Raw genomic sequence first — 19,928 nt, 5'->3', positions numbered from 1 at the left:
AGCGCCTTAAATATACCCGTCAGGCGTGCGTCAGCTTGCCGCGCTCGCCACACCCCGAAACCCGATGCGGGGACCGAAGTTCGATGCTCGCCAAGGCAGGCTTGGCAACGATTCCATCGGTCTCCATGCGGCGGGACGACGCAGGCTTGGCGGCGCGGGGCCCGCGACAAACCGCCACGCGTCCGAAAAGGCTCAGCCGCCCTGCTTGAGCGTTTCGCGCGCCACGATCAGCTGCTGAATCTGGGTGGTGCCCTCGTAGATCCGGAAGATCCGGACGTCGCGATAGAGCCGCTCGATTCCATAGTCGGCGACATAGCCGGCGCCGCCGAAGATCTGCACCGCGCGGTCGGCGACCCTGCCGACCATCTCCGAGGCGAACAGCTTGCTGGCCGCCGCCTCCAGCGTCACGCCAACGCCCGCGTCGCGCTTGCGGGCGGTCTCAAGGACCAGGGCCCGCGCGGCCAGCGCCTCGGTCTTGCTGTCGGCGATCATCGCCTGGATCAGCTGGAAGTTGGCGATCGGCTGGCCGAACTGCTTGCGCTCTGACGCATAGGCCACGCAGTCGGCGATCAGCCGCTCGGCCACGCCCACGCAGACGGCGGCGATGTGCAGACGGCCGCGGTCCAGCACCTGCATGGCGACCTTGAAGCCCTCGCCTTCCGCGCCCAGTCGGTTCTCCACCGGCACCCGCACGTTGTCGAAGGTGACGTCGTGGATGTGGGCGCCCTGCTGGCCCATCTTCTTCTCGGGCTTGGAGACCGACAGGCCCGGCAGGTCGCGCGGAACGAGGAAGGCCGACACGCCCCCGCCGCCCTTTATGTCGGGATTGGTGCGGGCCATCACCGTGAACAGCGAGGCCTTGCCGGCGTTGGTGATGTAGCGCTTGGCCCCGTTCAGGACATAGGCGTCGCCGTCCAGCGCGGCCCGGGTTTGCACCGCGCCGCTGTCGGAGCCGGCCTCGGGCTCGGTCAGGGCGAAGGACGTGACCACCTCGCCGGACGCGATCCCTGGCAGCCACTTGGCTTTCTGGGCGTCGTCGCCGAACATGACGAGGCCCTGGCTGCCGATGCCGACATTGGTGCCGAACACCGAGCGGAAGGCCGGCGAGGCGCGGCCCAGCTCGATGGCCACCAGCGTCTCGTCCTCCATGCCCAGGCCCAGGCCGCCGTATTCCTCCGGGATCGAGAGACCAAAGAGGCCGAGGGCCTTCATCTCCTCGACGACGTCGGCGGGAACGGCGTCGTCCTCGGCGACCTTGGCCTCGATCGGCCGCAGCCGCTCGGCGACGAAGCGAGCCACCGTGTCGAGCAGCTGCTCGCGGGTCTCCAGGTCGAGGGCCATGCGCTTTCTCCCGTTGTCCGGCCCTCGCTGGTCGCGAGGGGAGACGTCAAACACTTGTTTTGACCGAGACTGTAGCGATGGCCCCCGAGAATGGAAGCCTTACCCTGCGGCCTTCTCCTGCTGAGCCAGCACGCTCTTGCGCACGCCGTAGGCCAGGTAGATCGCCGCGCCGATCAGGTGCGCGTAGAGGAAGTAGACCTGGGTCTTCACCGGCAGGCTGATGAACAGATAGAGGCAGCCTAGGATGCCGGCCGGCGCCACGACCTGCCAAACCGGCGTCGAGAAGACGCGCGGACGATTGGGCTCGCGCAGGCGCAGCAGGATCACCGAGGCGCCGACGGCGATGAAGGCCCACAGTGTGCCGGCGTTGGCCAGCTCGGCGATGTCCTTCAGCGACAGCAGGCCCGACAGCACCGCCGACAGCGCGCCGGTCAGCAGCGTCATCAGCACCGGGGTGCCGGTCTTGGCGTTCACCCGCGACAGGGCGCGCGGCAGCAGGCCGTCGCGGGCCATGACGAAGAAGATCCGGCTCTGGCCGTACATGAAGGCCAGGATCACGGTCGGCAGGGCGATAACCGCCGCCAGGGCCACCAGCTGGGCGACCTTGGGATGGCTGAGGCTCTCCAGGATGAAGACCAGCGGCGCCTCGCTCTTGGAGAACACCTCGGCGCGCGAGGCGCCGATCGAGACGGCGGCGACGATCATGTAGATCGCCGTGCAGGCGGCCATCGAGCCGACGATGCCGATGGTCAGGTCGCGCTTGGGGTTCTTGGTCTCCTCGGCGGCGGTCGAGACCGCGTCGAAGCCGTAGAAGGCGAAGAAGATCAGGCTGGCCGCGGCCATGACGCCGATCTTCACCCCATCGGGGCCGGGCGTGGCCGAGAAGCCGTTGGGCATGAACGGCGTGAAGTGGCTGGCGTCGAAGGCCGGCAGGCACAGCACCACGAAGACGATCAGGGCCACGATCTTCACCGCCACCAGGACCATGTTGACCACGGCGCTCTCACGGGTGCCGATCGCCAGCAGGCCGGCCACCGCCATCGAGATGATCACGGCCGGCAGGTTGATCAGGCCGCCCGCGTGCGGGCCGGCCAGCAGCGCGTCCGGAAAGCCCATGAGCTTGAACAGGCCGTGCGCGTGGGCCGACCAGCCGACGGCGACGGCCGCGCAGACCAGGGTGTATTCCAGGATCAGGCTCCAGCCGACGAACCAGGCCACCGGCTCGCCCATGGCCGCGTAGCTGTAGGTGTAGGCGCTGCCCGCCGCCGGCATCAGGGTCGACAGCTCGGCGTAGCAGAGCGCGGCGCAGGCGCAGACCGCGCCGGCGATCAGGAACGACAGGATGACGCCCGGACCGGCCAGGCCCGCGCCGATGCCGGTCAGGGTGTAGATGCCGGTGCCGACGATGGCGCCGACGCCCAGGGCGACCAGATGCGGCCAGCTCAGGGTCTTCTTCAGCTGATGGCTGTCCGCGTGTCCCGCGGTGATGGTGTCGATGGCCTTTCGGCGCGTCCAGAAGCTCACTTGGGGTCCCTCCGACTCATGGACGCGACCATGGAGTCGGTTTCGTGCTCCGCCAAGCCTTGATCTTTAGAAGAATATTCTCGTCAGGGCGTAGGCCAGGACCGCGACGGCCACTGTGACCGTTCCCAGCATCACGGCCAGGCGCGGCTTGACCTGCAACAGGGCCTTGGGGCCCAGCTTGGCCGAAATCGCGCCGACGCCGGCCAGTAGCAGGAAGCTGGAGCAGGCGGCCAGGACCCCGACCAGGGCCGGCGGGATCAGGTTCAGGCCGCGCGCGGCCGCCAGGGCCGCGAAGCCGATTACGAAGGCCGGCGGCGCTTGCAGGCCCGAAACGCGTCCGCCCTCAGGGCTGCGGGTCAGGGCCAGGCCGATCAGCACCACCGCCGGACCCAGCCAGACGATCCGCGCCAGCTTGGCCAGGGCCGCCGTGCTGGCGGTCTCCGGCGACACCGAGGCGCCGGCGCCGGCCACCTGGGCGACGTCGTGGATGGATAGGCCGAAGAAGACGCCGGCCTGGTGCGCCGTCAGGCCCAGCGCGTGAGCCAAGGGCGGATAGGCCAGCATGGCGACGGTCGAGAGCAGGTTCACCCCGACGATGACCAGGGCCGTCGTGCGCTGATTGGCGGGGCTGGCCGGCGCGGCTTGCGAGGCGGCCAGGGCAGCGGAAGCGCCGCAGATCGAGCAAGCGGCGGCCGCGATCAGGGCCTCGGCGAACGGCAGTCCCAGCGCCAGACCAGCCGCAGCGCCGATGGCGAGGCCGCCCAGGACCACGACGCCGCTGGCCAGGATGGCGGGACCGCCCAGGGCGGCGAATTCGGCCCAGCTGATCTGGGCGCCCATCATGGCGACGCCCAGGCGCAGGCCGGGCTTGGCGAAGATGTCGAGACCCGCGCCCAGCTGAGCCTGCAGACCCATGGCGCCGAGCATCATGCCCAGCACCACGGCGATCAGCGGCGCGGGGGCGTGCAGGGTCTGGGACAGCAGCTTGGCGAGGATGGCGAGGCCCAGGCCGGCCGCCAGCCCCGGCGCCAGCTTGCCGGCGCTGAGACGCAGGGCGGCGGCCGTCATCCGCGGACGGTCTCGCCCGTGATCGGCGCGGCGGCGAAATGGGCGTCGGCGCGGGCGCAGCGGTTGGAGAGGCGCTCGTTCAGCTGGCGCACCGTGCGGCTGCCCGTCCGCTCGAAGGCGAAGGGCAAAAGGCCGTGCACGAGGCAGGCGAGACCGGCGCCGATCAGGGTGAAGCCGAAGCCCCAAGCCACGCCCATGTGCTGACCATAGCTTTCGCCGACCGAACGGGGATGACGGGTAAAGGACGCCAGCATCGGAACCTCGCGACTGTGCAGAGGCCCCTTAGGATGGCGAGGATTCGGGGAAAGGCATTACTGGATTACGCGCCAATCCGCGCGTAGAGAGAATTTCATTCTCGATCAACGCGGAAGGCGGAGATGATTGATCTCGATCATATCGATCGGCGCCTGCTGGCGATCCTGCAGGAAGACGCCACCGTTCCGATCGCCGATCTGGCCGAGCGCGTCGGCCTGACCCAGACCCCGTGCTGGAAACGGATCAAGCGCCTGCAGGAGTCCGGCGTCATCACCGCGCGCGTCGCCCTTCTGGACCGAGAGGCCCTCGACCTGCCGCTCACTGTCTTCGTCGCCGTGAAGACCGGCCGCCACGACGAGGACTGGCTGAAGCTCTTCGCCGAGGGAGCGAAGGCCCTGCCCGAGGTGGTCGAGTTCTACCGGATGAGCGGCGAGGTCGACTATCTGCTGAAGGTCGTCGTCAAGGACATCGCCGCCTATGACCGCTTCTACAAACGCCTGATCGCCACCGCGCCGCTCAGCGACGTGTCGTCCAGCTTCGCGATGGAGCAGATCAAGTTCACCACCGCCCTTCCCGTCGCCCCGACCTGAACCCTGTCTTGAGCCTGTCATCGACGGCGCTCTACTAGGCGCAGTTTTTTGATGGAGGCGTTCATGGACGCGACGCGGCGCGGACTTCTGATCGGTGGCGCGGCCCTGGCGCCAGGCTTGGCGCTGGCGGCCGAGACCTCGGTGGATCCGACCGCCCCGCCGGCGATCCGCGCCCACCTGGGCGTCACCGAGAACCCGTTCGGACCCTCCCCCGCCGCGCGCAAGGCCGCCGCCAAGGCCCTGGCCGAAGCGCCCTATTACGGCTGGGAGCTTGAGCCGCCGCTGGTCAAGCTGATCGCCGAGCATGACGGCCTCAAGCCCGAGCAGGTCGGGCTGTGCAACGGTTCGCTGGAGGCGCTGTCGCTGCTGTCGACGGCCTTCTCCAAGTCCGGCCCGGTGGTCTCGCCGCAGCCCAGCTACGCCACGCCCCTGCTCTACGCCCAGCGGCAGGGCGCCAACCTGGAGTGGGTCCAGCTGGCCGCCGACCAGCAGATCGACCTCCCCGCCCTCGCCGAGCGCGCCAAGGCCGTGAAGGCCGGCTGCGTCTATGTCTGCAATCCCAACAATCCCACCGGCCTGCTGCTCGACGCCGACGCCCTGCGCGCCTTCTGCGTCGAGGTGTCCAAGACCTGCCCGGTGATCGTCGACGAGGCCTATATCGAGATCAGCCCCGATCCCGTCCGAAATTCGATGATGGACCTGGTCCGCGCCGGCCATGACGTGATCGTCGCCCGCACCTTCTCGAAGGTCTACGGCATGGCCGGCCTGCGCGTGGGCTTCATCGCCGCCCGGGCCGACCGCGTCCGGACGCTGAAGAGCCTGATCCCGACCCACAAGGGCCGCCCGGGCCTCGCGGCGGCCGCCGCCTGCTATGGCGACCAAGCCTATCTCGCCGGCGCGAAGGCTTACCTGGAGGGCTGCCGCAAGAAGATCTACGCGATCTGCGAGGCCAACGGCCTGAACTACCTGCCGTCCTTCGGGACCTATGTCTTCGTCGACTGCGGCAAGCCCAATCTGGCGTTCCAGAAGACGCTGGCTTCGCTGGGCGTCGAGGTGAGGGTGTTCGACAGCCCCCGCCATCCGACCTGGATCCGCGTCGGCACGGCTAGTCCGGCCGAACTCGACTATTTCGCCAGCGCGCTGCCGAAGGCGCTGAAGGCCTGAGACGTCCAGAATGCGCGCTTGACGATGGACGAGGCGGCGGCTCAACCTCCGATCATGACCTCCAGACGTTTCCTCTTGCCGCTTTTCGGCGTCGCCGTCTTGGCCGGCGCCGCTCTGGTCCATGCTCGCGAGAACTCTGAACCGCCTCCGGTCTATGGCAGCGCGTTGGCGGCGTTCGAGGACGCCTGCGTCCGTCCATCCAGTCATGACGTGATCATGAGGAAGGTGCGAGCCACGCGATGGGAGCGTCTGGAGGGCGACTCCGCGCCGGCTGTGGTGAGCGGAAACGGCGCGGTTCGCTATGCCGAGGTGCGGCGCGGCGAAGTGGCGGGCGCTCCGGTGATACTGGCCATCGGCGAGTTCAGCGGCACGTCGTTCTGCCGGGTCTACTTCCGCGCCGTCGACACCGCGGAGATGCGTGGACGCTTGCGGGCGATGAACGTCTTGGGGGCCCCACTCGGCGAGCCAGACTTCGATGACAAACTTATCTCGCCCGATGGCTGGAAGGCGATCGGCTGGCACAAGTCTGTCAACGACCAATGGCGAGCGCTGCACTACAGCTTCGACGCTACGGGCCAAGGCCCCGATGCGGCTTGGCAGTCGATCGAGATCACCCGGAAGGCCTAAGCCTATTCCGGCCAGAGGTCCTGGATGTCGCCCTTGCGGTTCAGCATGTGCGTGGCGCGCTTGATCACGGCCAGCAGGCGATCCTTCCGGCCGTCCTTGTCGTAGGTCAGGGTCGTGCGGGCGAGGCCCTCCAGCATGAAGCGGGCGAGGTCGCGGCTGGCCTGGAAGCGGGGGCCGGCGCCGGCGTGCAGGATCTTCAGGAAGTGGTCGCCGGCCTGGGCGCGGTCGAACTCGGCCTGGGCCGGCGTCAGCAGCGCCTGGATGGCAGGGTCGGTGCGACCAGCGGCCTCCAGCTCGGCGAAGGCCTGGAACGGAACGCTGTGCAGCAGATCCCAATAGCTGTCGATCGCGTGCTCGGTGACGTCCGCGCCCGGCGGCAGGCTGTCGGCGGCGGCGCGAAACAGGGTCGAGCGCTCGGCCTGGATATGGGCGACGGCCGCCTCGACCAGGGCCTCGCGGGTCGGGAAGTGGTACAGCATCGCCCCGCGCGTCAGGCCCGCGGCGTCGGCGATCGCCGGGTTGGTGGCCGCGTGATAGCCGATCTCGGCGAACAGATGCATCGCGCAGTCCAGAATCCGCGCGCGGGTCTTCTGGGACTTGGGGGTATCCTTGGCGAGGCGGGCGGCGTCCATCGGCGTGATCTAGTGCGAGCGATGCTGCGCCGCAACAGGCTGGACAAGCCCATGCCCGCAAAGGCCTAGCTTGAGCGCCCAGATTTTTGACAAATGCGCCGAAAGTGGTCAATCGGCGGGCTGACCCTGCGTAACCCGAGACAGGTCGCGCCGGCCTAACAACCCTGCCCGCTTCATCAAAGCGACATGCAATCAGCTTAATCGCCTGCCGTTGGCCGCTGTCGCGCCGATCCGGGGACGGAGCGATCTTGCGGCGCCTAACGGGGGTACGACCATGAGCGCCGACATCGCCGTCCGCCGCTATCGTTCCGTCTTCATCAGCGACCTGCACCTGGGCACGCGGGGGTGCCAGGCCGAGCTGCTGCTGGACTTCATCCGCCATATCGAGTGCGACAAGCTCTATCTCGTGGGCGACATCATCGACGGCTGGAAGCTGCGCAGCGGCTGGCACTGGCCCCAGGCCCACAACGACGTCGTCCAGAAGATCCTGCGCATGGCCCGCAAGGGCACCGAGGTCATCTACGTCCCAGGCAACCACGACGATCGCGTCCGCGAGTTCTGCGGCGTCCACTTCGGCGGCGTGGTGGTGGCTCGCGACATCATCCACGAGGCGGCCGACGGCAAGCGCTATCTGGTTGTCCACGGCGACGAGTTCGATGGCGTCGTCCAGCACGCCAAGTGGCTCGCCTTCCTCGGGGATTGGTCCTATAGAACCATCCTCATGCTGAACACCCTGGTGAATCGCGCGCGTCGCCGCCTGGGGTTCGGATACTGGAGTTTTTCGGCCTATCTGAAGGTCAAGGTGAAGAACGCTTTGCAGTTCATCGAGAACTTCGAGGCCGCTGTGGCCGACGAAGCTCGACGTCGAGGGGTGGACGGCGTGATCTGTGGTCATATCCACAAGGCCGAGATGCGCGACATCGACGGCGTCGCCTATGTCAACGACGGCGACTGGGTCGAAAGCTGCACGGCCGTGGCCGAGCACGCCGACGGTCGCCTCGAGATCGTCGAATGGGCCAAGGTGCGCTCGTGGTCGGTCATCGACCGCGGCCGCAAGCTGCCGAGCCCGACCGAAGAGTCGCTGCCGGAGCCCGCCGTCGCCTGATGCGGATACTGCTTGCTACCGATGCCTGGGAACCGCAAGTCAACGGCGTGGTTCGCACCCTGACCCGGGTGGTCGACGAACTGCGCGCCATGGGCCACATCGTCGACGTCGTCAGCCCTGACCAGTTCCCGACCTTCCCGCTGCCGACCTATCCGGAAATCAAGCTGGCCATCGGCGCCTATGAGCCGGTGCAGGAGCGCTTCAAGCTGTTCGAGCCCGAGGCGATCCACATCGCCACCGAGGGCCCGATCGGCCTGGCCGCCCGCCGCATATGCCTGGAGTGGAAGCTGCCCTTCACGACCAGCTACCACACCAAGTTCCCCGAATACGTCTCGGCCCGCCTGCCGCTGCCGCTGGCGGCCGGCTACACCTACATGCGCTGGTTCCACAAGCCGTCGGGCCGCCTGATGGTGGCGACGCCGACCATGCGCGACGAGCTGGCCAAGCACGGCTTCCGCAACCTCTCGCCCTGGTCGCGCGGCGTCGACACCGACATCTTCAAGCCGCGCCAACCCGGCGATCCCGACATCTTCGAGGGCCTGGCCCGCCCGATCTTTCTCAATGTCGGCCGCGTGGCCGTCGAGAAGAATATCGAGGCCTTCGCCAGCCTCGATTTGCCCGGCACCAAGGTCGTGATCGGCGACGGCCCTCAGCGCGAGGAGCTGGCCGAGAAGTACCCCGAGGTGAAGTTCCTGGGCGCCAAGTTCGGCGAGGAGCTGGGCCGCTACTTCGCCGGCGCCGACGTCTTCTGCTTCCCGTCCCTGACAGACACCTTCGGCCTGGTGATCCTGGAGGCCATGGCCGCCGGCGTGCCGGTGGCGGCGTTCTCGGCCCCGGGTCCGGTGGACATCATCCCGGGCTCCAACGCCGGCGTCCTCGCCCCCGGCCAGACCGATGGGCTGAAGGAAGCCTGCCTGGCGTGCCTGGAGCTCGACCGGACGGTGGTGCGCAAGTTCGCCGAGAAGTTCTCTTGGCGCGCCTGCGCCGAAGAATTCTTCCGCAACCTGCAGCCCTATCCCGAGCCCGAAAAGACCCGTTTCTGGCGCCGGCTGCGTCGGCTGGCGCGGCTGCGCAAGAAGACGGCGGCTTAGGCTCTATTCACGGTTTCAAGTCGACACGGCGTCTCGGCTTCACGCGGCTGGCCGCTGAAGGCTCATGGGGAGGCGACGGAGCGGCCGGGCGAACCCGGTGACCGTAGGATTTGATTGCGTTTCGGCTCGACTGTCCGCTCCGCCAGGCTGTTCTTGCCCGTGAGGATGGGGGGCGTGAGCGTGTTTCAGCTCGGGACCCCACTAGCCCCCGGACGGGCGCGGACCAACTGGAGCGGCTACTTCCGTGTCCAGCCCGACGATCCGCGATAGGCGGCTTATACGATCACCGCCCTGTCGCTCCGCTTTCGACCTTGGTCCCGACCGTCCCGCCCACCCACGCGCGCTCCTAAAGAGTAAGCTGCGCGGCCTGCCGAAACGGACGGGGACCGAAAGCGGCCCCGCTCAACCTATCCCCGCCGCCGCATTGGGCCGGATCCATACGCCCTCCCCCGCGACGGGGATGGCTATGATTGTGCGCGCGGTTTCAACGCGGATCACAGAGCGGCGTGTAAAAGTGGGAAGTCGCTGAAAACGCTCACTTCGATTCCGGATACGCGGATCATAGAGCGCCGCGAACGCTCGTAGTCCTCTCTCTCCTCCCCCTCTGGGGGAGGGGGACCGCCGAACGGCGGTGGAGGGGCCAGCCGCGCCCGCCGCCATCACCGTCCATCAACCGTCCGACCACAGGATATACCCCCGCCTCACAGGGCCCCTCCACCAGCTTCGCTGGTCCCCCTCCCCCGGAGGGGGAGGAGAGGATTTTCGCCCCCCTCGACATTTTTCCGCGCCCGCTGTCGAATCCGCCCGAGCCGGCGCGTCTCTGGGTCGGAGCGCGCGATGGTCGCGGGCTCGCCTGGAGCAATCGCCATGAAATACGCCCTGCTGATCTTCGAAGACGAGAACGCCTTCCGCGACGAGCGCGGCCGCGCCTGGGAAGAGATCCTGGCCGCCCACGGCGCCTTCGCCGGCGAACTGGCGTCCAAGGGCATCCTCAAGGGCGGCGCGGGCCTGAAGACCAGCGACACCGCCACCTCTGTCCGCAAAACCTCGGGCCAGTACGCCCTGCACGACGGCCCCTATGCCGAGGCCCGCGAGCAGCTGGGCGGGTTCTACATCGTCGAGGTCGACAGCCTGGACGAGGCGCTCGCCCTGGCCAAGCGGGTGCCCCTGGCCGGCGACGGCTCGGTCGAAGTTCGCCCCCTGATTGACGAGGACTAGTCCTGGCGTCGCTCGACCAGACGTTCCGAGAGACCGGAGGCCGGATCGTCGCCGCCCTCGCGGCGGCGTTCCGCGACCTCGACATCGCCGAGGAGGCCTTCGCCGAGGCCTGCGCCAAGGCGGCGCAGGTCTGGCCGAGCGCGCCGCCGCTGGATCCCGCCGCCTGGCTCTACGCCACGGCGCGGCGCCGGGCTCTCGATATGATCCGTAAACGGACTATTAGGCGTCGCCTGGCGCCCGAGGCGCCCTTAGCCGAGCCTTCGGCCGAGGACATGCTGGTCTCCGACGCCCGCCTGATCCCCGACGAGCGGCTGCGGCTGATCTTCGTCTGCTGCCACCCGGCCGTGGCGCCGGAAGCCCGCGCCGCCCTGACCCTGCGCTTGGTCTGCGGGCTGTCCGCCCAGGAGATCGCCCGCGCCTTCTTGGTGTCGGAGCCCGCCATGCTGCAGCGCCTGACGCGCGCCAAGCGGAAGATCGCCGAAGCGGGCGTATCGTTCGAGGTTCCCGGTCCCGAGGCCTGGCCCGAGCGCTTGGCCGCCGTGCTGGCCACCCTGGAGGTCGCCTACGCCCGCGCCCACGAGGACGCCGCCGGCGCCGGGCCGCACGCGGGGTTCGCTCGGGAGATGCTGGGCCTGACCGCCGTGCTGGCGGAGCTGCTGCCGAACGAGGCGGACGCCTTGGCCTTCGCCGCCCTGGTCCGCTACGCCGAGGCCCGCAGGCCGGCGCGGCTCGACGCCGAAGGGGTCATGGTTCCGCTGGACCGCCAGGATCCGGCCCTGTGGCGCGGCGACCTGGTCGCGGAGGGCGAGGCCTTGCTACGCCGCGCGGGGAGCCTGGGACCGCCGGGGCCGATCCCGCTGCGCGCCGCCCTGCACAGCGCCTGGTGCGCGCGAGAGACCCTGGATGAGCCGCCGCCCTGGCCGGCGATCCTATCACTGTACGATGCGCTGCTGAGCTTCCGCGACGATCCGTTCGTCCGGATCAACCGCGCGGTGGCGCTGGCCGAGGTCTTCGGACCGGCGGCGGCGCTGGCGGACCTGGAGGCGCTGGACGCCGCGCGGCTGGCCGGCTTCCAGCCTTTTCATGCCGTGCGCGCGGACCTCCTGGCGCGTCTGGGACGGCGCGCAGAGGCCCTGGCGGCCTATGATCAGGCCCTGGCGCTGGGGCCAGCGGAGGCGGAACGGCGTTGGTTGGCGCGGAGGCGGACGGAACTGGGGAGGGGCGGTTGAGCGCCCCCTCCGTCACGATGCGCATCCGCATCGCGCCACCTCCCCCGCTGCGCGAGGGAGGATGAAGTTTTCCTCCTCACCCGTGAAACGGGGGAGGTGGATCGGCGCCGCCAGGCGGCGAGACGGAGGGGGCGCTCCCCCCTACCCCGCCAGCGTCTCCAGGAACCGCACCGGCTCCCCGCGCCCCTCGGCGATCACCTCGTCGTCGCGCATGACCACGATCCCGCGCACGATCGTCGCCTTGGGCCAGGCCTTGGCTTCGAAGCCGTCGAACGGGGTCCAGCCCGAGCGGGTGGCCATCCAGTCGTGGGTGATCACGCGGCGGGCCTTCATGTCGACGATGGTGAAGTCGGCGTCGAAGCCCTCGGCGATGCGGCCCTTGTCGGCCAGGCCGAAGATGCGGTTCACGCCGTGGCTGGTCAGGTCGACGAAGCGCTCCAGGGTCAGCTTCCCGTCGACCACATGGGTCAGCATGATCGGCACCAGGGTCTGGACGCCGGGCATGCCAGACGGCGAGGCCGGGTAGGGCCGGGCCTTCTCCTCGCGGGTGTGGGGCGCGTGGTCGCTGCCCAGCACGTCGGCGACGCCGGTGTCGACGCCGCGCCAGACGCCCGCCACGTGCTCGGCGTCGCGGATCGGCGGGTTCATCTGGGCAAAGCCCTTCAGGCGCTCATAGGCCTCCGGCGCGACCAGGGTCAGGTGCTGCGGCGTGACCTCGACCGAGGCGACGTCCTTGTTCTGGGCCAGGAAGTCGATCTCTTCCTTGGTCGTGACGTGCAGCACATGGATGCGCTTGCCGAGAGACTTGGCGATGCGGACCAGGCGGTGGGTCGACTGCAGGGCGGCCTGGGCGTCGCGCACCTCCGGGTGGCTGGTCCAGTCGCCGGGACGCGCCAGCGAGCGGCGCTCGGCCAGGCGGTACTCGTCCTCGGAGTGGAAGGCCGCGCGGCGATTGACGTGGCGCAGCACGTTCTCGACGCCCTCATCGTCCTGCACGAGGAGCGAGCCCGTCGAGGCGCCCATGAACACCTTGACGCCGCAGCAGCCGGGCAGGCGCTCCAGTTCACCCAGGAAGGCGGCGTTCTCGTGGGTGCCGCCGACATAGAAGGCGTGGTCGGTGTGCATCCGGCCCTTGGCGCGCGAGAGCTTGTCGGCCAGGGCGTCGGCGTCCGTGGTGGTCGGCTCGGTGTTGGGCATCTCGAAGACGGCGGTGACGCCGCCCAAGGCCGCGCCGCGCGAACCGCTTTCCAGGTCTTCCTTCCACTCCAGCCCTGGCTCGCGGAAGTGGACCTGGCTGTCGATGACGCCCGGCAGCACCGTCAGGCCCGCAGCGTCGAACACCTCGCCGGCGCTGGCCTGGGAGAGGTCGCCGATGGCGACGATCTTGCCGCCGCGCACGCCGATGTCGGCGAAGCCCCGGCCGGCGTGGTTCACCACCTCGCCGCCACGCACGATCAGGTCGAAGGTCTGGGTCATCGGGCGGCTCCTCGGAATGTTCGAGGCGATCTAGGACCGGTCCGCGCCCGAGGCAACCGGGAACTAGCCGGCGTCGCGCTTGGCCGTCCGCTTGCGGGCGGGGGGCTTGGCGGCGGGCTTGACCGCCGGCGCTTCGGCGGCGGCCTCGGCCGGGGCTTCCGAAAGGGCGTCGACGTCCTCGATGGGCTCGCCCCACGGCGAGGTCTCCGGCTCGGCCGCCTCGACCACCGCCTCGGGCTCGGAAACCTCGGCCGGCGGCGCAACGCGCGCCAGCAGCTCCTTGGCCGCCCGAACCACGGTGGGCACCGGCAGGTCGCTCATGTGGCGGATGGCCTGGGAAAGCTCGGGATCGACGGCCAGGAACTGCTGGAACGTGCGCGGGCCGCGCACGGCCACGGTCTTGTCGCCCCAGGGGCCATAGCGGCGCTCGTCCGAGGGGCCGAACAGGCCCACGGTCGGGCAGCCGGCCGCGGCGGCGATGTGCATCAGACCGGAGTCGTTGCCAATGAACAGGCTGGCGCGCTTCAGGCAGGCATAGGCCGTCAGCAAATCCACCTTGCCGGTCAGGTCGATGGTGCGGCCGCGCGCCGAGGCCATGCGCAGCTCCTCGACCATGCGGGTGTCTTCCGGCCCGCCCAGGATCAGCAGCCGACCGCCGGCCAGAGGTCCGTCCTTGTCAAGCAGCTGGGCGGCCGTCTGGGCGAAGCGCTCGATCGGCCAGACCTTGCCGATCCAGTTGGCGGCGGGGCCCACGGCCAGGATCGGACCTCCGGCGCCGAGCAGCTCGTCGGCCAGGGCCTCGACCTCGGGGGTGATGTAGAGATACGGCGCGGGCGGCTCGCCCTCGAGCTTGAGGGTGCGGGCGGCGTCGACGACCTTGTGCACCGGCTCGCCGGGCGTCTTCTTCCAGATGGCCCGCTTGTCGCGGCGCAGGAAGAGGGCGGTGGCGCTGCCCCGCAGGTCGACGACCAGGCCCCACTTCCTGTGGCGCACCTGGTTCCACAGCTTGAACCAGTGGCCCTTGCCCTTGCCCTTCTCCATCACGATCACCCGGTCGAGGCCGGGCACGTGCGCGAACAACGGCGCGGCCAAGGGTCCGGCGACGATCGTGAAGCGCGCGTTGGGGATTTGATCAGAGAGAAGTTTGATCAGGCCGGACGAAAGCACCGCGTCACCGATGCGCGTCGCCGTGATGAAGAGAATCGGGAAGGCCCGCTGTGTCATCGGTCCATGTATAGGGCCGTCGGCGAGTCGGCGCATCCCACGTTAACACTTCAGCTTTCCGCGATGTTCGGGACTGGCGCGAGCGTCGCCTCGGCGCCACATCTGGCCCATGACCACCCCGACCGTCGCCCGCCTGTCCTCCCGCGCCGTCATCGCCGTCTCCGGTCCCGACTGGCGAAGCTTCCTGCAGGGCCTGCTGACCCAGGACGTCGAGACCCTGGCGCCGGGCGAGCTGCGCTTCGCGGGCCTGCTGACGCCGCAGGGCAAGCTGCTGTTCGACCTGTTCGTGGCGGGAACCGAGGACGGGGCGCTGATAGACGTCCAGGCCGACCAGCGCGACGCCCTGCTGCAGCGCCTCTCCATGTACCGCCTGCGCGCCAAGGTGACGCTGGAAGCCAGCGATCGCCCGGTGCTGGCGGTGTTCGGCGGACAAATCACGGGCGACGGCCTCTACGCCGATCCGCGCCTGCCGGCGCTGGGCGCGCGCGCCTATGACGATCGTCCGGCCAACGCCGACGAGGAGGCCTACGAGGCGCATCGCCTGGCCCTGGGCGTGCCCGGCCCCGCCGACTGGGGCCAGGAGCGGACCTATCCGATCGAGGCCAATTTCGACCTCTTGGCCGGCATCGACTTCAAGAAGGGCTGCTTCGTCGGCCAGGAGACCACCAGCCGCATGAAGCGGCGCGGAACGATCAAGACCCGCATGCTGCCGATCACCTTCGACGGCCCGCCGCCGGCCTTCGGGGCCGAGGTGCTGGCGGGCGAGCTGCGCGCCGGCGAGGTGCTGGCCGGTCGCGACGGCCGGGCGATGGCCCTGCTGCGCCTGGACCGCATCGACGGCGCCGACCTGACGGTCGAAGGCCGACCGGTCCGGGTCGAGCGACCCGACTGGCTCGTTTGAAAGGGGCTTTTGTTCTCGAAAAGTTCTGCTAGCGTCAGCGTATGACCGAACCGACGCGATGCACCTGGCGCGGCATGAACGGCGATCCGTTCTACGAGGCCTATCACGACCACGAATGGGGCGTGCCCGAGTGGGACAGCCGCGCCCTCTGGGAGAAGCTGGTGCTGGACGGATTCCAGGCCGGCCTGTCGTGGATCACCATCCTGCGCAAGCGCGAGGCGTTCCGCGCCGCCTTCGCGGGCTTCGATCCGGAGAAGGTCGCCCGCTTTGGCGAGACCGACCGCGCCCGGCTGATGGCTGACGCCGGCATCATCCGTTCGAACGGCAAGATCGACGCGGCCATCGCCGGGGCGCGCATCTATCTCGACATGCGCGAGCGGGGCGAGGATCTCTCGACCTTCCTGTGGGACATCGTCGGCGGCGCGCCGATCCAGAACGCCTGGGAGCACGGCGGCCAGGTCCCGGCCCAGACGCCCCTGGCCGTCGACATGGCCAAGGCGTTGAAGGCCAAGGGCTTCAAGTTCTGCGGCCCAGTGATCGTCTACGCCTTCATGCAGGCCACCGGCATGGTCAACGACCACTTCGTGACGTGCTTCCGCCATGAGGCGTGCAAGGCGTTGGGGCATGGGCGCGGCTGAGGCGGCTATGGGTGGGAGCAGACATGCCTCAACCGAGCGGCGCTCGTGCCACAACATGCCCGGCTTGCGGAACCAAGCGCGCTCAAACTTCGGCCTCGATGAGTGAGGCGATCGCATCTTAGAATAAATTACAACTTGCATCACGCCTCACCACAATCACAATCTTGAATTGATTCATCAGGAGCGGGCGTGTGGCGGTGGTGAAATCTGCGATGGCTTTGGCGCTGGCCGTGACGGCCAGCTTGGGACCGGCCGATTTCCCCTTGCAGCAGTTGCTCAAGGATCCTGAAGCCGCCCGCACATTCGACTATTGGCGACTTCGGGAGGGCCGGGGCGCTGAAGCCATCCCTCCGCTACGCACCTTGTCCTACGCGACCATGGGGTTGAAGGAGGGCGCGCCTCTGACGCGCTGCTTCACCGACGCCGAGATGGAGGTGCAAGCGGGCCTGAAAGGCGTCGAGAGCGCCGCCTCAGCGCGGCAATGGCGAGAGGATCGCGATGCCGCCGCCGGGGCGGTCCGGCGGCTGGATCAAGCTCTAGCCGCCCTGATGGCTGGCGGTTCCAGCGGGGATGCCTCGCTGGATCGGGCGATCCGGCCCTTTCTCGACCGCTCCAAGACCGACAAGTCGGCGCGCGGTCGAGAACTGGCTTTTCGCGCCGCGAAGGATCAGGCCATCCGCCGAGCCTTCGGGAACGAGAGCCTGCTTGGCCCGCTTTCGCCTTTGGCAATGCTCCTGACGAACCGACGGATAGCCGCTCGCGCCTGCCGGATCGACGCCGATAACGTCGCGTGGATCAAGCGCGAGGTGCGTAGCCGTGGCTGGTTCGAGATTTCGCGCTACGGACGCGAGGCCGAGAAGGACGCTTGGCTACTGGCCCAGCACGCAGACGAAGACATCGCCTTCCAGACCGAGATCTTGGCGCGGCTCGACGCGCTGCGGACCAAGGGCGAGACCGATCCAAAGAACTACGCCTATCTCTATGACCGGGTCGCCATCAATAATGGGCGCCCGCAGCGCTATGGCACCCAGGGCGGATGTCGCGATGGCAAGCGCTTCACGTTCCCGCTCGAAGCTTCTGCCAATGTGGATCAACTACGGGCTGAAGTCGGCTTGACCACACTGGCCGAGTATAACTCTCGCTTCACCTGTCGCGACTGAATGGCGCCCAGCGGAGCGCGTGCGCCTTATTGTCTGGGTCCGGTCTGCCTGCCACCCAAGATGGAATGGGAATGTCCGCCAAGGATCGAAAGCCGCACCTACCCCGCCTCGACCAACTCCTCCATGAACAGCGCCATCAGCGCCGACTGTGACTCCACGCCGGCCAGGGCGTAGCCGACCCAGACGTGCGCGTCCGAGCCGTCCTCGGTGATCAGGCCGTTGGCGAGGATCGCCGCGACGACCGTCCAGTGGGTCAGTTTGACCACCGGATCTCAGCGGCGCGGCGAAGCAGTGTCGGTCGGCGTGGTCATTGCGGCGCCTCCCGTGCTGATGACGGGAAAAGCTGCGCCGCCCCATAGGCCGCGACCATTGGCGGGCGGCTTACAAGAGCCGGGATAAGCCCCTGCTTACAGCGCCCGCGCCTCGACGACCTGGCAGGTCCAGCGATCCCAGGGGCCGGCGGCCTGACCCAGGTTGATGGCGGCGAAGATCAACTCGCCGCCGACCGGAATGGTCCCCTCCACCACGGCCGAGACGGTCCCCGCCGCCGCGCGGCCCTTGGCCATCCGACAGGACAGGCGCGGGTCGGCGATCGGCAGGCCCGAGACGTTGGTCGCGCCGCCCGTCAGCAGGACGTCTCCCGCCTTGTTGCGGTCGGCCCTGACGCCGTCCAGCACGATGAACCGCTCGGGATGGGCGCGGACCTGGACCGGATCGGGCAGGGCCCGCGCGGCCGGCGCCAGCGGGGGCTTGGGCGGCGGAGCCTCTTCCTTGGGCCGCGAGACCGCCACCAGGACCGCGCCGCCCAGGAACATAGCCAGGAAGACCGCCAGGGCTCGCGCCGGGGTCGCGACGACGGGCCAGCGGGCGATCGGCCGGAACACCAGGGCGAACGCGGCGACCGAGGCGAGCAGCCAAAGCAAAGGCAAGGCGTTGGTCACGAACCCCATCGGAAATCCCTTCCGGCCTCGCTCGGCCGCCAGGCATGTAGAGCAAGCCCGCGCCCCTTTCCAAGCCCCGGAAAGAGGGGACGGCCGACGCTAACGCTGGCTGACCCGCACCCAATCGACCTCCATCGTCGCCGGCAGGGCCGTCTCATCGAAACCCTTGGCGTTGGCGCCTTCCGGCCAGCGGCCGCCGAAGGCGAGGTTCAGGATCAGGTGGAAGGGACGGTCGAACGGCGCGGGGCCGGCGTCGGCGTCATCGCGCTTCCAGTCCTTCTGGGCGGCGCGGGCGTATTCGCGGCCATCCACGGACCAGGTGATCGCCTCGGGCGTCCATTCGACCGCATAGACGTGGAAGCCGTCCGGCGAAGCGGGCATGGCGGTGCTCCCGCCCGCCTGGCGGTGCGCCCCGGCGGCGTCGGCGGCGAAGTGGATCGTGCCGAACACCCGGTTCTCCCGGCCGCCTTCGCAGATGTCGCCCTTGGCCTCGCAGGGCGCGCCCAGGTTCACCGTCTCGAGGATGTCGATCTCGCCGGACTTCGGCCAGCCGCCGTAGGTCGACAGTTCGGGCATCATCCAGATCGCCGGCCACACGCCCTGGCCGCCCGGAACCCGCGCACGGGCCTCGATCCGTCCGTAGAGCCAGCTGGCCTTGCCCTGGGTGACGATCTTGCCCGAGGCGTAGTCGCCGGTCTTCATCGGACCCGTCGGCCCCGCCCAGGGATTGGCCAGCCCCCGGGTCTTGCGCTTGACCGCCGTCAGGCGAAGCATGCCGTCCTGGACCGAGATGGCGTCGGGATCGGCGACGTAGCATTGGCGCTCGTCGTTGCCGCCGCCCCCGCAGTCGGCGGCCGGGGTCCAGCGGGTCAGGTCCAGCTTGTCGCCGTCGAACTCGTCCGCCCAGACCTGTTTCCATTCGCCCGTCTGGGCGAGCCCCACGGTCGGCGCGAGGCAGAGCGCCAGGACAAGAGCGAGGGTCGATCGGGAAGCATACATGGCGAGAGCCTAGTCCGGCCCGCCGGACATTCCCATCCCGCGCGAACCGGCTTAAAGACCGGTCCATGCCGTCCGGACCCGACATGATGCTGGAGCTGGCCTGCGGTCAGGGACCTGTCTGCGGGGTGGACGAGGCTGGGCGCGGGCCGTGGGCCGGCCCGGTCAGCGCCGCGGCGGTGATCCTGGATCCCGACCGGGTGCCCAAGGGCCTCAACGACTCCAAGAAACTCTCGGCCAAGGCCCGCGCCGCCCTGGAGGAGGAGATCAAGGCCGTCGCCATCGCCTGGTGCGTCGACATGGCCTCGATCGAGGAGATCGCCGAGTACAACATCCTGCACGCCACCGGCCGCGCCATGTGCCGGGCCATCGAGGGCCTGTCGGTGACGCCCGCCATCGCCCTGGTGGACGGCAACTATCGTTTCCCGCTGCCGTGCGACGTTAAGACGGTGGTCAAGGGCGACTCTCTGTCGTGCTCGATCGCCGCCGCCTCGATCCTGGCCAAGGAAGCCCGCGATCGGCTGATGATCGAGATGGACGCGGTCTATCCCGGTTACGGCTTCGCCAGCCACAAGGGCTACCACGCGCGGATCCATGTCGAGAGCCTGATCCGGATGGGCCCATCGCCCATTCACCGCTTGGGATGGGCGCCGGTGAAGGCCGCTCTGGCCGGCGAACTGACGCTGGAATTGCCCTTCGACGAGGCGGCCGAATAGCGGCGTTTACGTCTCGCTAACCACGTCCATAC

The 19,928-nt window shown here is 68.9% G+C and carries 21 protein-coding genes and 1 pseudogene; 11 read left to right on the top strand and 11 right to left on the bottom strand.

The window, feature by feature from the left end:
- Positions 1–192 precede the first annotated feature (192 nt).
- From CSW60_RS13375 to CSW60_RS13360, 4 genes are all read right to left on the bottom strand, one after another.
- The gene (locus tag CSW60_RS13375; RefSeq protein ID WP_099537852.1) at positions 193–1,341 is read right to left on the bottom strand and encodes an acyl-CoA dehydrogenase family protein; all 1,149 of its coding nucleotides are present in this window, start codon (positions 1,339–1,341) and stop codon (positions 193–195) included.
- Positions 1,342–1,440: 99 nt separating this feature from the next.
- On the bottom strand, positions 1,441–2,865 hold the full coding sequence (locus CSW60_RS13370; protein ID WP_099537851.1) for an amino acid permease: 1,425 nt from the start codon (positions 2,863–2,865) through the stop codon (positions 1,441–1,443).
- Positions 2,866–2,931: 66 nt separating this feature from the next.
- Entirely contained in the window at positions 2,932–3,933 is a 1,002-nt protein-coding gene (locus CSW60_RS13365; protein WP_099537850.1) for a putative sulfate exporter family transporter, read from the bottom strand.
- On the bottom strand, positions 3,930–4,187 hold the full coding sequence (locus CSW60_RS13360) for a DUF6356 family protein (protein ID WP_099537849.1): 258 nt from the start codon (positions 4,185–4,187) through the stop codon (positions 3,930–3,932). The genes CSW60_RS13365 and CSW60_RS13360 overlap by 4 nt, the downstream gene beginning before the upstream one ends.
- 123 nt (positions 4,188–4,310) lie before the next feature.
- On the opposite strand from CSW60_RS13360, the gene CSW60_RS13355 reads away from it, so the two are divergent.
- The 3 genes from CSW60_RS13355 to CSW60_RS13345 all read left to right on the top strand — a co-directional run bounded on the left by CSW60_RS13355 (position 4,311) and on the right by CSW60_RS13345 (position 6,569).
- Positions 4,311–4,778, top strand: a complete 468-nt coding sequence (locus CSW60_RS13355; RefSeq protein ID WP_099537848.1) for an Lrp/AsnC family transcriptional regulator — start codon at positions 4,311–4,313, stop codon at positions 4,776–4,778.
- 63 nt (positions 4,779–4,841) lie between these two features.
- A complete protein-coding gene (locus CSW60_RS13350) occupies positions 4,842–5,942 on the top strand; it encodes a histidinol-phosphate transaminase (protein WP_099539121.1) in 1,101 nt (366 codons plus the stop codon).
- A gap of 54 nt (positions 5,943–5,996) precedes the next feature.
- The gene (locus tag CSW60_RS13345; protein ID WP_143324182.1) at positions 5,997–6,569 is read left to right on the top strand and encodes a hypothetical protein; all 573 of its coding nucleotides are present in this window, start codon (positions 5,997–5,999) and stop codon (positions 6,567–6,569) included.
- A 2-nt stretch (positions 6,570–6,571) separates the two neighbouring features.
- Here the strand turns inward: CSW60_RS13345 and CSW60_RS13340 are convergent, their stop codons facing one another.
- A complete protein-coding gene (locus CSW60_RS13340; protein WP_099537846.1) occupies positions 6,572–7,201 on the bottom strand; it encodes a TetR/AcrR family transcriptional regulator in 630 nt (209 codons plus the stop codon).
- A gap of 274 nt (positions 7,202–7,475) precedes the next feature.
- Between CSW60_RS13340 and CSW60_RS13335 the strand changes: the two genes are divergently transcribed.
- Both CSW60_RS13335 and CSW60_RS13330 read left to right on the top strand, forming a co-directional pair.
- Positions 7,476–8,306: a UDP-2,3-diacylglucosamine diphosphatase gene (locus CSW60_RS13335; RefSeq protein ID WP_099537845.1), complete on the top strand. Its 831-nt coding sequence runs from the start codon at positions 7,476–7,478 to the stop codon at positions 8,304–8,306.
- A complete protein-coding gene (locus CSW60_RS13330; RefSeq protein ID WP_099537844.1) occupies positions 8,306–9,397 on the top strand; it encodes a glycosyltransferase family 1 protein in 1,092 nt (363 codons plus the stop codon). Before CSW60_RS13335 ends, CSW60_RS13330 begins: the two co-directional genes overlap by 1 nt.
- Positions 9,398–9,956: 559 nt before the next feature.
- On the opposite strand, the gene CSW60_RS24040 is transcribed toward CSW60_RS13330, so the two are convergent.
- Positions 9,957–10,067, bottom strand: coding sequence for a hypothetical protein (locus CSW60_RS24040; protein ID WP_236634279.1), 111 nt, complete (start codon positions 10,065–10,067; stop codon positions 9,957–9,959).
- A gap of 197 nt (positions 10,068–10,264) precedes the next feature.
- Here CSW60_RS24040 and CSW60_RS13320 point away from each other — a divergent pair, with 197 nt between their 5' ends.
- Together CSW60_RS13320 and CSW60_RS13315 are read left to right on the top strand one after the other, a co-directional pair.
- Positions 10,265–10,615, top strand: coding sequence for a YciI family protein (locus CSW60_RS13320; protein WP_099537843.1), 351 nt, complete (start codon positions 10,265–10,267; stop codon positions 10,613–10,615).
- Positions 10,616–10,617: 2 nt separating this feature from the next.
- Complete coding sequence (locus CSW60_RS13315) at positions 10,618–11,844, top strand: RNA polymerase sigma factor (RefSeq protein ID WP_099537842.1); 1,227 nt, start codon at positions 10,618–10,620, stop codon at positions 11,842–11,844.
- Between the two features lie 141 nt (positions 11,845–11,985).
- Here the strand turns inward: CSW60_RS13315 and CSW60_RS13310 are convergent, their stop codons facing one another.
- On the bottom strand, positions 11,986–13,320 hold the full coding sequence (locus CSW60_RS13310) for a dihydroorotase (protein ID WP_099537841.1): 1,335 nt from the start codon (positions 13,318–13,320) through the stop codon (positions 11,986–11,988).
- A gap of 63 nt (positions 13,321–13,383) precedes the next feature.
- On the bottom strand, positions 13,384–14,544 hold the full coding sequence (locus CSW60_RS13305) for a glycosyltransferase family 9 protein (RefSeq protein ID WP_099537840.1): 1,161 nt from the start codon (positions 14,542–14,544) through the stop codon (positions 13,384–13,386).
- A 109-nt stretch (positions 14,545–14,653) separates the two neighbouring features.
- Between CSW60_RS13305 and CSW60_RS13300 the strand changes: the two genes are divergently transcribed.
- From CSW60_RS13300 to CSW60_RS13290, 3 genes are all read left to right on the top strand, one after another.
- Entirely contained in the window at positions 14,654–15,445 is a 792-nt protein-coding gene (locus CSW60_RS13300; RefSeq protein WP_099537839.1) for a folate-binding protein YgfZ, read from the top strand.
- A gap of 41 nt (positions 15,446–15,486) precedes the next feature.
- Positions 15,487–16,083, top strand: coding sequence for a DNA-3-methyladenine glycosylase I (locus CSW60_RS13295; RefSeq protein ID WP_099537838.1), 597 nt, complete (start codon positions 15,487–15,489; stop codon positions 16,081–16,083).
- A gap of 191 nt (positions 16,084–16,274) precedes the next feature.
- Entirely contained in the window at positions 16,275–17,243 is a 969-nt protein-coding gene (locus tag CSW60_RS13290) for a DUF6624 domain-containing protein (protein WP_143324181.1), read from the top strand.
- Positions 17,244–17,341: 98 nt separating this feature from the next.
- On the opposite strand, the pseudogene CSW60_RS23685 reads toward CSW60_RS13290, so the two are convergent.
- The 3 genes and pseudogenes from CSW60_RS23685 to CSW60_RS13275 all read right to left on the bottom strand — a co-directional run.
- A pseudogene (locus CSW60_RS23685) lies at positions 17,342–17,416 on the bottom strand (helix-turn-helix transcriptional regulator); the annotation flags it as partial.
- 234 nt (positions 17,417–17,650) lie between these two features.
- The gene (locus CSW60_RS13280; protein ID WP_099537836.1) at positions 17,651–18,193 is read right to left on the bottom strand and encodes a hypothetical protein; all 543 of its coding nucleotides are present in this window, start codon (positions 18,191–18,193) and stop codon (positions 17,651–17,653) included.
- Between the two features lie 90 nt (positions 18,194–18,283).
- The gene (locus CSW60_RS13275) at positions 18,284–19,183 is read right to left on the bottom strand and encodes a glycoside hydrolase family 16 protein (protein ID WP_099537835.1); all 900 of its coding nucleotides are present in this window, start codon (positions 19,181–19,183) and stop codon (positions 18,284–18,286) included.
- A 65-nt stretch (positions 19,184–19,248) separates the two neighbouring features.
- On the opposite strand from CSW60_RS13275, the gene CSW60_RS13270 reads away from it, so the two are divergent.
- On the top strand, positions 19,249–19,896 hold the full coding sequence (locus CSW60_RS13270) for a ribonuclease HII (RefSeq protein WP_099537834.1): 648 nt from the start codon (positions 19,249–19,251) through the stop codon (positions 19,894–19,896).
- Positions 19,897–19,928 lie beyond the last annotated feature (32 nt).

Source organism: Caulobacter sp. X (assembly GCF_002742635.1).
In the GTDB taxonomy this organism is placed as follows: domain Bacteria; phylum Pseudomonadota; class Alphaproteobacteria; order Caulobacterales; family Caulobacteraceae; genus Caulobacter.
Note: the sequence above shows the minus strand (reverse complement) of the source record. Positions and strands in the feature narration are given on the sequence as shown.

Coding starts and splice junctions, on each gene's coding strand:
- CSW60_RS13350 (WP_099539121.1), top strand. CDS start 4,842: ATGGACGCGACGCGGCGCGGACTTCTGATCGGTGGCGCGGCCCTGGCG.
- CSW60_RS13360 (WP_099537849.1), bottom strand. CDS start 4,187: ATGCTGGCGTCCTTTACCCGTCATCCCCGTTCGGTCGGCGAAAGCTAT.
- CSW60_RS13375 (WP_099537852.1), bottom strand. CDS start 1,341: ATGGCCCTCGACCTGGAGACCCGCGAGCAGCTGCTCGACACGGTGGCT.
- CSW60_RS13355 (WP_099537848.1), top strand. CDS start 4,311: ATGATTGATCTCGATCATATCGATCGGCGCCTGCTGGCGATCCTGCAG.
- CSW60_RS13335 (WP_099537845.1), top strand. CDS start 7,476: ATGAGCGCCGACATCGCCGTCCGCCGCTATCGTTCCGTCTTCATCAGC.
- CSW60_RS24040 (WP_236634279.1), bottom strand. CDS start 10,067: ATGGACGGTGATGGCGGCGGGCGCGGCTGGCCCCTCCACCGCCGTTCG.
- CSW60_RS13365 (WP_099537850.1), bottom strand. CDS start 3,933: ATGACGGCCGCCGCCCTGCGTCTCAGCGCCGGCAAGCTGGCGCCGGGG.
- CSW60_RS13280 (WP_099537836.1), bottom strand. CDS start 18,193: ATGGGGTTCGTGACCAACGCCTTGCCTTTGCTTTGGCTGCTCGCCTCG.
- CSW60_RS13345 (WP_143324182.1), top strand. CDS start 5,997: ATGACCTCCAGACGTTTCCTCTTGCCGCTTTTCGGCGTCGCCGTCTTG.
- CSW60_RS13340 (WP_099537846.1), bottom strand. CDS start 7,201: ATGGACGCCGCCCGCCTCGCCAAGGATACCCCCAAGTCCCAGAAGACC.
- CSW60_RS13275 (WP_099537835.1), bottom strand. CDS start 19,183: ATGTATGCTTCCCGATCGACCCTCGCTCTTGTCCTGGCGCTCTGCCTC.
- CSW60_RS13270 (WP_099537834.1), top strand. CDS start 19,249: ATGCCGTCCGGACCCGACATGATGCTGGAGCTGGCCTGCGGTCAGGGA.
- CSW60_RS13305 (WP_099537840.1), bottom strand. CDS start 14,544: ATGACACAGCGGGCCTTCCCGATTCTCTTCATCACGGCGACGCGCATC.
- CSW60_RS13320 (WP_099537843.1), top strand. CDS start 10,265: ATGAAATACGCCCTGCTGATCTTCGAAGACGAGAACGCCTTCCGCGAC.
- CSW60_RS13330 (WP_099537844.1), top strand. CDS start 8,306: ATGCGGATACTGCTTGCTACCGATGCCTGGGAACCGCAAGTCAACGGC.
- CSW60_RS13310 (WP_099537841.1), bottom strand. CDS start 13,320: ATGACCCAGACCTTCGACCTGATCGTGCGTGGCGGCGAGGTGGTGAAC.
- CSW60_RS13300 (WP_099537839.1), top strand. CDS start 14,654: ATGACCACCCCGACCGTCGCCCGCCTGTCCTCCCGCGCCGTCATCGCC.
- CSW60_RS13295 (WP_099537838.1), top strand. CDS start 15,487: ATGACCGAACCGACGCGATGCACCTGGCGCGGCATGAACGGCGATCCG.